The 9,533-nt window shown below is 36.6% G+C and carries 12 protein-coding genes; 11 read left to right on the plus strand and 1 reads right to left on the minus strand.

Translation table 11 applies throughout. From position 1 onward, the window contains the following. Positions 1-401 precede the first annotated feature (401 nt). From ABXH34_RS15525 to ABXH34_RS15540, 4 genes are all read left to right on the plus strand, one after another. Complete coding sequence (locus ABXH34_RS15525; RefSeq protein ID WP_353572799.1) at positions 402-674, plus strand: DUF6489 family protein; 273 nt, start codon at positions 402-404, stop codon at positions 672-674. An 87-nt stretch (positions 675-761) separates the two neighbouring features. Continuing rightward, positions 762-1,754, plus strand: coding sequence for a GTP 3',8-cyclase MoaA (gene moaA, locus ABXH34_RS15530; protein ID WP_353572800.1), 993 nt, complete (start codon positions 762-764; stop codon positions 1,752-1,754). Between the two features lie 68 nt (positions 1,755-1,822). Beyond that, complete coding sequence (locus ABXH34_RS15535; protein ID WP_353572801.1) at positions 1,823-2,302, plus strand: bacteriohemerythrin; 480 nt, start codon at positions 1,823-1,825, stop codon at positions 2,300-2,302. 54 nt (positions 2,303-2,356) lie between these two features. Then, the gene (locus ABXH34_RS15540; protein ID WP_353572802.1) at positions 2,357-3,169 is read left to right on the plus strand and encodes a M48 family metallopeptidase; all 813 of its coding nucleotides are present in this window, start codon (positions 2,357-2,359) and stop codon (positions 3,167-3,169) included. A 50-nt stretch (positions 3,170-3,219) separates the two neighbouring features. Here ABXH34_RS15540 and ABXH34_RS15545 read toward each other — a convergent pair whose 3' ends face one another. Then, entirely contained in the window at positions 3,220-3,927 is a 708-nt protein-coding gene (locus tag ABXH34_RS15545) for a hypothetical protein (RefSeq protein ID WP_353572803.1), read from the minus strand. A gap of 734 nt (positions 3,928-4,661) precedes the next feature. Here ABXH34_RS15545 and gcvT point away from each other — a divergent pair. The 7 genes from gcvT to ABXH34_RS15580 all read left to right on the plus strand — a co-directional run. Continuing rightward, complete coding sequence (gene gcvT, locus ABXH34_RS15550) at positions 4,662-5,759, plus strand: glycine cleavage system aminomethyltransferase GcvT (protein WP_353572804.1); 1,098 nt, start codon at positions 4,662-4,664, stop codon at positions 5,757-5,759. A 21-nt stretch (positions 5,760-5,780) separates the two neighbouring features. Beyond that, positions 5,781-6,173 carry a glycine cleavage system protein GcvH gene (gene gcvH / locus ABXH34_RS15555; RefSeq protein WP_353572805.1) on the plus strand — a complete coding sequence of 131 codons (393 nt, stop codon included), beginning with the start codon at positions 5,781-5,783 and terminating at the stop codon, positions 6,171-6,173. A gap of 157 nt (positions 6,174-6,330) precedes the next feature. Then, positions 6,331-7,239 carry a response regulator gene (locus ABXH34_RS15560; RefSeq protein ID WP_353572806.1) on the plus strand — a complete coding sequence of 303 codons (909 nt, stop codon included), beginning with the start codon at positions 6,331-6,333 and terminating at the stop codon, positions 7,237-7,239. A 106-nt stretch (positions 7,240-7,345) separates the two neighbouring features. Beyond that, positions 7,346-7,588, plus strand: coding sequence for a hypothetical protein (locus ABXH34_RS15565; protein WP_353572807.1), 243 nt, complete (start codon positions 7,346-7,348; stop codon positions 7,586-7,588). 160 nt (positions 7,589-7,748) lie between these two features. Further along, on the plus strand, positions 7,749-8,804 hold the full coding sequence (gene mutY, locus ABXH34_RS15570) for an A/G-specific adenine glycosylase (protein WP_353572808.1): 1,056 nt from the start codon (positions 7,749-7,751) through the stop codon (positions 8,802-8,804). Beyond that, positions 8,801-9,079: an oxidative damage protection protein gene (locus ABXH34_RS15575; RefSeq protein ID WP_353572809.1), complete on the plus strand. Its 279-nt coding sequence runs from the start codon at positions 8,801-8,803 to the stop codon at positions 9,077-9,079. Before mutY ends, ABXH34_RS15575 begins: the two co-directional genes overlap by 4 nt. A 198-nt stretch (positions 9,080-9,277) precedes the next feature. Next, the coding region (locus ABXH34_RS15580; RefSeq protein WP_353572810.1) for a hypothetical protein at positions 9,278-9,533 on the plus strand (256 nt) is incomplete at its 3' end.

The raw sequence follows: 9,533 nt of genomic DNA on the forward strand, positions 1-9,533 counted from the left end.
AAACTTGTATCTAGTAATGTCTTTGCGCATGCTAGATTACCTCTCTTTTTAAAATTAAAATGGTTCACTACATTAATTTTTTTCGTAATTCTGGTTTCTATAAAAACAAGGGTAAGCCCTTTTGTTTTTTGAGGAATTAATTATTTTTTAAGAATTCAATTTAACATTAAAAATTGTTTTTTTTACTTAAAAATCCATTTTTTAAATTTTAGACCTTGGACTTATTATAAGATAAAACTATCTCAAGTCAACACACATATTCAGTCCAATATAAATATTAAAAATAGATGATTTTAGTTTTAACTTGATTTATATCACTGGCAAGCATAGGCAATGTTTGCTACTCTTTCAACATACAATAAAATACTAAAATATGATTATAACCACCAAAGGAATAAAGCATGAAAATTAATATTGATATTGAAGCAACCCCGCAAGAAATCCGCAGTTTTTTTGGCTTACCAAATTTAGAGCCATTGCAAGATGAAATGATTGATATGATGCGTAAAAATATGACATCAGGGATGGATGGATTTGACCCTCTCACGATGATAAAGGCATTTACACCTGATTCTGCACCTGCTCTAGGTGCATTACAAAATACATTTTGGAAAGCTATGATGGGGCAGAAAACCACGAAACAACAAGCAAACACCGAATCCGAGAACGTTTAATTTAAATTATTTTTAGTTAGTTCGATTTACCCGAGGCAACCCACAACAATAAAAAACTAGCCATCTGATACTTTTTAAGGAGGAAGCATGGTAGAAGCAAACCCACTCAAGGACAGTTTTGGTCGTAAAATAGAATATCTACGCTTATCGGTGACAGACCGATGTGATTTGCGTTGTTTCTACTGTATTCCAAAAGGATTTAAAGATTTTTCCACCCCCGAACACTGGTTAACCTTTGATGAAATCGAGCGTATTATCGCGATCTTTGGCCAGCTAGGTGTAAGTAAATTACGCTTAACAGGCGGCGAGCCTTTAGTACGCAAAAATTTACCTGAGCTGGTACAAAGACTTGGACAGCTTGAAGGCATTGAAGATTTATCACTCAGTACCAATGCCACTCAATTAGTAAAATATGCAGACACATTAAAACAAAATGGTGTCTCTCGTATTAATGTGAGTCTGGACACCCTGAATCCACAACGTTTTCAAGATATTACAGGTGGTAATTTAGCCCAAGTTTTAGAGGGTCTACAAGCAGCGAAACAAGCTGGATTTCATCCGATTAAAATTAATATGGTAGTAATGAAGGGTATTAATGATGATGAAGTATCTTCAATGGTGGACTATTGTGCAACTAATGATTTTACTTTGCGTTTTATTGAAACCATGCCCATGGGTGAAACAGGCCAAGATGCGAGTCAAAACTATATCAGCCTACAAAAGATTAAGGCTCAACTGGCTGAAAAATATGATTTAATCCCAACCGTAATGGGGCGTGGTGCAGGCCCTGCTCGTTACTTTCAAATCCAAGGTAGCAATCTTAAAATTGGATTTATCACGCCATTATCACAACATTTCTGTGAAACCTGTAATCGAATACGTTTATCAGTTGAAGGAACACTATATCTGTGTTTAGGTCAAGATGATAAAATAGAGCTGCGTGACACCCTACGTCAAGGAATTAATGATACAGAATTGCGCCAGCTTATTTTACAAGCAATTGCTTTAAAACCAGAAAAACATGAGTTTGATCGCAAGCCAGAGCAAGTAATTCGTATTATGTCGATGTCTGGTGGTTAATTTAGCAAACATAATCAATGCCCCCATAATAACTTTAACATTTACCAAGCCCTTTTAGGGAGGGGATTATGAAAATCAATAACTTCGTTGAATGGACAGAAGAATTAAGTGTTGGTATTCAAGAAATTGATGAACAACATAAAATATTAGTAGAGTTACTCAATCGATTGTATGAGTCTATTATTTTGCGCACTGATGACGAAGAAGCCACCAGAATCTTAACCGAACTATCTCAATATACGATTGTACATTTTGCAGTCGAAGAAAGTCTGATGCGCATTTTAGGCTATGATGAATATGAAGACCATAAGAAACATCATGAGGAATTAACTCGTCAAGTTTTTGAATTAGCTAATAAAGTGAAAGCTGGAAAGCTATCGTCTAGTATGGAGTTACTCAACTTTTTGAAAAACTGGCTGACTAAACATATTTTAATTGAAGACAAGCGTTATACCGCACATTTCCTTGAGTGTGGTGTGAAAAAATCTTGGTCGGAACAAAGTTGGGTTGGACGAATTTGGGGTGCGGTGCATCACCCAACCCACTAAAACTAAGATTTAATTTATCATATCTCATAAATACAAAGCTCACAGGTGGCTGAAATGCGTCTTTCCATTAGAAGGGTAGCACCTATCGTTCTATTTCTACTTTATGCGGGTTATTACTATGTGACCCATTTGGAAAATGTGCCGATTACGGGACGACAACAATTGGTTGATTTGACCGCTGAAGAGGAAAAACAGTTAGGAATGCAATCCTATCGTGAAATTTTGCAAAACTCTCAAATCGTCAAAGAAGGTGATCTGGTGAGTCAAGTTCGCAAAATTGGGAAGCGCATTGCTGCGGTTGTTAACTTGCCTCATGCTGATTGGGAGTTTAATTTAATCAATGCCCAGCAGCTAAATGCTTTTGCATTACCCGGTGGGAAAGTCGCTGTTTATACAGGGATTGTACCTGTTGCGGAAAATGTGAATGGCATGGCTGTGATTATGGGGCATGAAATAGGACATGTCATTGCACGCCATGGTGCTGAACGTCTTGCGTATGAAAAATTGAAAAACCTAGGTATGTTGGCCATGACTGCTTCAGTGAGCGATATGGACATAAAAACCCAAGCAGTTGTTATGGGTGCACTGGGTTTAGGTTCTCATTATGGTATGACTTTACCGTTTTCACGTTCACATGAGTCAGAAGCAGATTACATTGGCTTATTGCTGATGGCTCGCGCCTGTTTTGATCCAAATGAAGCCTCTAAATTTTGGCAACGGATGGGGAAAGCGGCGGGTGATGCCAAACAGCCTGCGGAATTCATGTCTACTCATCCTTCCCATAGCACCCGCATCAGACAGCTTAAGCAATGGGTTCCTGAAGCATTACAAGAACAGGCTAAATTCTGTAAAAAACAAGCGTCTTAAATTTTCTCACTCCCAAGTACATATTTGAGTTTTGGGAGTGGATTTTATATCTAAAAATTTAACTGTAATATTTCTAATAATCTGCGTGCAGATTTCCCTGATTTCCCCGATACTTTAAATAAAATAATCCGTTGTTCAGGCAAACAACGCACAATACCTTGATAGCCAGTTTCGTTTAATCCAACTAAAGCCAGTTTCTCATAGTCAATCTCAAAATTACGCGCAAACCCTGAATTTCGTAAAGCTGTTTCCCCTCGTTCAAGACATTTACTCCGACCTAATAAACTATCTTGCCATGTTTTAGCACTATTTTTTGAGCCTGCATAGCTAGGTTTTACTGCCATTGGTTTAACTACTTTGATGTCACTGGATGCTGTCGTTGCTGTTTCAGATTTTAAGGCTGGAGAGAAATACTTTTGAATCGCAAGACGTAAATTTTGCGCCTTGGATTTAATGGTTTTTGTAGAATTTGCCACGATAGCGACAACAAAAACGCCTTGGGTATCAATACATCTTACCATTGCTTTGTACTTATAATCGTTGCTTCTATTAAACGCTGCAAATAAGTTGTCTCCCGCAGGCATGAATTTCTTGAAGCCATTGTTTTGTAACACTTTCCTGCTGGCAGTAAGGCAAGATTGATTTGTAAATGAAAAATTCTCCCCAACACTTACGGAAATATAAGGCGGTGCAGCATAGCTCGACAAAGAGCATAAGCACAGCGTGAATCCTAGTACATAGTAAAAATAATACTTCATTATGGTTTCCTCGCTGACATGTCTGACAGATATAGGTCTGTTTTGACTTGTTGATGACATGCTAAAGGGTTATTTTAATTTCAACGAGTATGTTGAATGGTTCAATATACGGCAAATTTGGCAAATAAACGTCATGTTCTTAGCATATAGCATAAGCCTAAGCTAAATTAATACCAATTGCCATATTTTAGACATATTTCAACCCTATTTTAGCCTAAAAATCAGAATTTGCTCCATACGTAAGACGATTTATTTTGTATCCAATCGCTTTATATTTTGCACTTAATCATGAAGTTATATGATTTAAATTCAATGTATTAGGTGTTTTTTATAATTTTGTATTTTTTCTGATTTCGACTACTTTGAGTCTAAAAATTTAGCCGCTTTATTTTCAATAAACTGATTACTTTAGATGATATAGTCGTTTTATTTTAAAGTGATACAGGACTGGCAGTCCTAGATTTTAAAAATGATTGATACTTAAAGTATATAAAGGACTGCCAGTCCTAAGCATACAAACCAAAATTGACTACAGTATTTAAAAAAAACCTTGAAAATAGCTTTAATATAGGCAAATAGATATATTTTGCTATGTTTGAAAACTGATTGTTGGATATGTGCAATCAGAAGAGATAAAATTAGTTCACAATTGATTCGATAGCAAATGCAAAGCCTAACATTTCCAGCAAATTGTTCTATAATGAACTCAATTTTTAAGCAATGCACAGAAGCCAATGAATAAAAAAACCGCATTATATGAAAAGCACCTTGCAAGTAACGCAAAAGTCATTGATTTTGGTGGATGGGATATGCCCTTACATTATGGGTCACAACTCAATGAACATCATATTGTGAGAAAAGACGCGGGTGTTTTTGATGTGTCACACATGACGATTGTGGATTTGAGCGGTGAGCGGGTAACTGAATTTTTGCAATATTTGCTGGCGAATAATGTGAGCAAAATTGTAGGCAAAACAGGCAAAGCCTTATATTCATGTATGTTAAATGAAAAAGGCGGTATCATTGACGACTTAATTGTATATTATCAAGCAGAACAACAATTTAGAATGGTAGTTAATGCAGGTACTCGCGATAAAGATTTAGCTTGGATTGAACAACATGCGAGTGGTTTTGCAGTATCCGTTATAGAACGTACTGATTTAGCGATGTTAGCCGTGCAAGGGCCGCAAGCGATTGAAAAAATAAAACCTTTATTACCTGATGCTTTACGCGATACAGCATTGGCTTTGAAACCTTTTACAGCGTGTTGGGATGATGCTACATTTATTGCTCGCACAGGTTATACGGGTGAAGATGGTTTTGAAATCGTTATTCCAAATGAACAAGCAGCTGATTTATGGGACGCGCTATTAAATGCCAATATTGCTCCAATCGGACTCGGTGCACGTGATACTCTGCGTTTGGAAGCAGGTATGAATTTATACGGTTCGGATATGGATGAAGATGATACACCGTTAGAATCTAATTTAGCTTGGACAATTGGTTGGAAGCCCGTTGAGCGCAATTTTATTGGCCGAGAGGTGCTTGAGGCACAAAAAGTCAATGCTGAGCACAACATATTAGTTGGTTTGGTACTCAAAGGTAAAGGTGTACTACGAGGCCATCAGACGGTATATATTGATGAGGCTGGTAATGAAGGTGAAATCACCAGTGGCACTTATTCTCCAACTTTAGGCGTTTCTATTGCTTTTGCACGCTTACCTGCGGGTGTGTATGAAGAAGTCAAGGTAGCGATTCGCAACAAACAAATTCCAGCCCAAGTCGTAAAACCACCTTTTGTACGACATGGCAAGGCTTGTATTGATATTTAACCATTAGCGAGGCTTTGTAATATGAGTGAAATTTTAGACGATTTAAAATATATTGATTCACATGAGTGGGTACGTGTTGAAGCTGATGGCACGGTTGTCATCGGTATTACTCACCATGCACAAGATTCGTTAGGTGATTTAGTTTTTGTAGAATTACCCGAAATGGATGCAGAGCTCAACATGGGTGATGAATGCGGTGTTGTTGAATCAGTGAAAGCTGCTTCTGATATTTACAGCCCATTGACAGGTAAAGTCATTGCTGTAAATGAAGAATTAAACGACACCCCAGAATTAGTGAATAGCAGTCCTTATCAAGATGGTTGGATTTTCAAATTAGAATTAACCAATGCAGATACAGAGCTGGCTAACTTGCTAGATGCTGCGGGTTATGCAAAATGTTTAGAAGATGAATAAACGCTTGTAATAACGCAATGCGTCTTGACTACATTTCCAGATAGTGCGAGGGGATGTAGTCATTTCACTTATTTAAACCCACATACATCGAACATAGACTGCTAACGGTTTTCATTACTGTTAATTGATGATTGTTCACTGTAAATTGGTACTGACTATGGCAAACAAACCCACGCTTTTATTTGTTGACGATGAAGAACGAATTTTAAAATCACTCAAAATAATGTTTAAGTCTCGTTATCGCATTTTGACCACAACAGATGGTAATGAAGCGATAGAAATGGCTAAAAACGAGCAAGTTAATGTAATTGTCAGCGACCAAAGAATGCCAATCATGACAGGCACAGAAGTATTGCGTGGAGTCAAAGAGGCTTCACCAAATACCATGCGTTTGCTATTAACGGGTTATTCTGATTTGGCGGCGATTGTTGGTTCTGTGAATGAAGGCGAAATTTTCCGTTATATCAATAAGCCATGGGATAATGATGAAATTAAATCCATTGTTGCTAGAGCGACAGATATTTCGCTAAAAGCAGAAGCTTTACCTGATAAAGCAGAACAAAAACAAGATGCTATCACTTCTGAATTAGAAATATTAGTCATTGATAAAGATGACCAAACATTAAAATTAACTGAAGATGCTTTAAAAGATACAAATCGCGTTCATTGGGGTCAAAATTTAGACGAAGCATTTAAAATCTTGAGTGAACATAATAATATAGCCGTTATCATTTCAGAAATTAAAGTTGGTAATGAGGATATTAGTAATCCACTTAAACTGCTTAAACAATATCACCCTAATACTTTAACTTTGGTTGTCACATCCTTTCAAGATACTAATGCGCTGATTAAATTGATTAATCAAGGACAAATTTTCCGATTTTTACCTAAACCACTTGCTAAAGGCATGTTAGAACGTGGAATTCGTGATGCGTTGTGGCGATATAATTTTTTACAGCAAGTACCTCAAGCCGTTGAACGTCATGAAGTTGAGCCAACTAAAGAAGAAGATACAAAAACTATTTCTAGTAAAATTTTTGGTTATTTGAAGAATTTAAAGCGTTAGTAGCGGCAAAGTAATTAGGTAATAGAAAGTAACATGCTTTCTCAAATTGAAGAGCTAGTTTTAGGTGGAAATGTAGCCCATGATCTTATTTATTTAGCGAAAGCAAATGGATACTGGATTATTACCGTTTCACCCATTTACGATTTACAATATCAAGAAAATTTTTGGCTTTTATAATATCAGAGAAAAGTACGAGCAGAACTTAACATGTGATGGTAAGAAGTTAATTTATCCATTACCAATAATTGGCTTTGATTGTAAACAGTTGCCAAATGGCTTATGGGATTTTTGTTTAAATATAGCAGATATTGAGTGGGGATTTATTTCAAAATGGCCAAAAAATTCATAACAAATTATTTTAGTTAATGTCTAGGCTTGCGCGTATTATTTTGTCCTACACAAAATTGTAGAAGCGCAATTAAGGCTTGTTGCATCGTTTAGATATTTTCTGGTTTTAAAAATCTAAAAATTATGTCGAACTCAGATACAAGCAAGGATTTAATTATTAGATGACCGAAAATTTTAGCCAACGTATTTTAAACTGGTTTGCTCAACACGGACGTAAAGATTTACCTTGGCAGTACAATAAAACTGCATATAAAGTTTGGGTGTCTGAAATCATGTTGCAACAAACTCAAGTGAGCACAGTGATTCCCTATTATGAAAAATTCATACAACGCTTTCCTACCGTGCAAGATTTAGCTGCATCTGGATTAGATGAAATATTGCATTATTGGACAGGTTTAGGCTATTACGCCCGAGCAAGAAATTTACATCATGCAGCACAGCAAGTTTGCCAAGATTTCAAAAATGAATTACCACAAGAAATTGAACAATTACAAAGTTTAAAAGGTATTGGTCGTTCAACCGCTGCAGCTATTCTGGCTTTAACTTATGGGCAGCGTCAGGCTATTTTAGATGGTAATGTCAAACGGGTTTTAGCTCGTCATCATGCAGTGGCTGGTTGGTCTGGTAACAAAAAAATAAGCGATCAATTATGGAAGTTCGCTGAACAACATACACCAGATCAGCAGGTCAGTGACTATACACAAGCCATGATGGATTTAGGTGCAACCATTTGTACCAGAACCAAACCACGCTGTGTTATTTGCCCTGTTAAAGCGACCTGTGTTGCTTATCAAACTCAATCACAAACCCAATATCCAACACCCAAACCGCGTAAAATTTTACCCGTAAAAACCACCTGTTTTTTATTAATCCGTACTGATGATAATCAAATTTTATTACAGCAACGCCCTGCTAAAGGCTTGTGGGGTGGGTTGTGGGTATTTCCTGAATGTGATCCTGATACAGATATCAAGGCATATTGTCAGAGCCAATGGAATTTAAATATATCCGATTATGAAACATGGCCAAGCTTTCGGCATAGTTTTACCCATTTTCATTTAGAGATTACGCCCATATATATAGGATTGAATCAAAAGATACTGGTTGATAATGGCGATTGGTATCAACTTTCGCAACCACAAAATTGGGGCTTAGCTGCTCCAGTGGTACGTTTATTACAGCAATTTACTCCGACAACAGAGGATTTATTTAAATGAGCCGCATGGTGCAATGTGTTAAATTAGGTCAAGAATTAGAAGGGTTACCACGAATTACTTATCCTGGTGATTTAGGTAAACGTGTGTTTGAAAATGTATCACAAGAAGCGTGGAATCAGTGGTTACGTCAGCAAACCATTTTGATTAATGAATATCGCTTATCTCCTATGGATCCTCAAGCGCGTAAAATGATAGAGGAAGAAATGGAAAAATTCTTTTTCAGCGAAGGTGATGATTCAGATATGCCACAAGAGTTTGTACCACCTCAAGCTTAATATGTTCTCTTGATGCAGGGTAGTATTTTTGCTCTGCATTTCCTCTGATGTTTTTTAAAATTCTCATTCCCTGTATCATTCCTAACCCCAGTAAATATAAATTCCAAAAAAATAATTATAAAAGCATTTGAGATTACACAGCAAATCATAGTATTATTTTAAATAAGTTCAGTTTAATTCTCTTCATGAGGCTATGTCATGCGAGTATTCATCTTTTTATTACTATTTTCACCTCTCTTATCATGGGCAAGTGATGTTCAAGACGCATTTGATAGTGGTCTTTTCGGCAATGTTATCGAAGACCTAAGAAAATCATATAAAGCAGAAAAACTAAGCATTGATGAAGTATTTCTGCTAGCTAAGGCTTATCAAGAGTTGGGGCAGTTGCGCTATGCTCGTGATGTTTTAACAAGTAGTATTTTATCTAAAGATGATGTATTTAGCTGTAAGGATT

The organism is Candidatus Albibeggiatoa sp. nov. BB20 (assembly GCA_016744725.1).
Classification (GTDB): Bacteria; Pseudomonadota; Gammaproteobacteria; order Beggiatoales; family Beggiatoaceae; genus Albibeggiatoa.

What these genes read in the sequence shown, in the direction of transcription:
- ABXH34_RS15525 (WP_353572799.1), top strand. Translation starts at nt 402, where the DNA reads ATGAAAATTAATATTGATATTGAAGCAACCCCGCAAGAAATCCGCAGT.
- moaA (WP_353572800.1), top strand. Translation starts at nt 762, where the DNA reads ATGGTAGAAGCAAACCCACTCAAGGACAGTTTTGGTCGTAAAATAGAA.
- ABXH34_RS15535 (WP_353572801.1), top strand. Translation starts at nt 1,823, where the DNA reads ATGAAAATCAATAACTTCGTTGAATGGACAGAAGAATTAAGTGTTGGT.
- ABXH34_RS15540 (WP_353572802.1), top strand. Translation starts at nt 2,357, where the DNA reads ATGCGTCTTTCCATTAGAAGGGTAGCACCTATCGTTCTATTTCTACTT.
- ABXH34_RS15545 (WP_353572803.1), bottom strand. Translation starts at nt 3,927, where the DNA reads ATGAAGTATTATTTTTACTATGTACTAGGATTCACGCTGTGCTTATGC.
- gcvT (WP_353572804.1), top strand. Translation starts at nt 4,662, where the DNA reads ATGAATAAAAAAACCGCATTATATGAAAAGCACCTTGCAAGTAACGCA.
- gcvH (WP_353572805.1), top strand. Translation starts at nt 5,781, where the DNA reads ATGAGTGAAATTTTAGACGATTTAAAATATATTGATTCACATGAGTGG.
- ABXH34_RS15560 (WP_353572806.1), top strand. Translation starts at nt 6,331, where the DNA reads ATGGCAAACAAACCCACGCTTTTATTTGTTGACGATGAAGAACGAATT.
- ABXH34_RS15565 (WP_353572807.1), top strand. Translation starts at nt 7,346, where the DNA reads ATGGATACTGGATTATTACCGTTTCACCCATTTACGATTTACAATATC.
- mutY (WP_353572808.1), top strand. Translation starts at nt 7,749, where the DNA reads ATGACCGAAAATTTTAGCCAACGTATTTTAAACTGGTTTGCTCAACAC.
- ABXH34_RS15575 (WP_353572809.1), top strand. Translation starts at nt 8,801, where the DNA reads ATGAGCCGCATGGTGCAATGTGTTAAATTAGGTCAAGAATTAGAAGGG.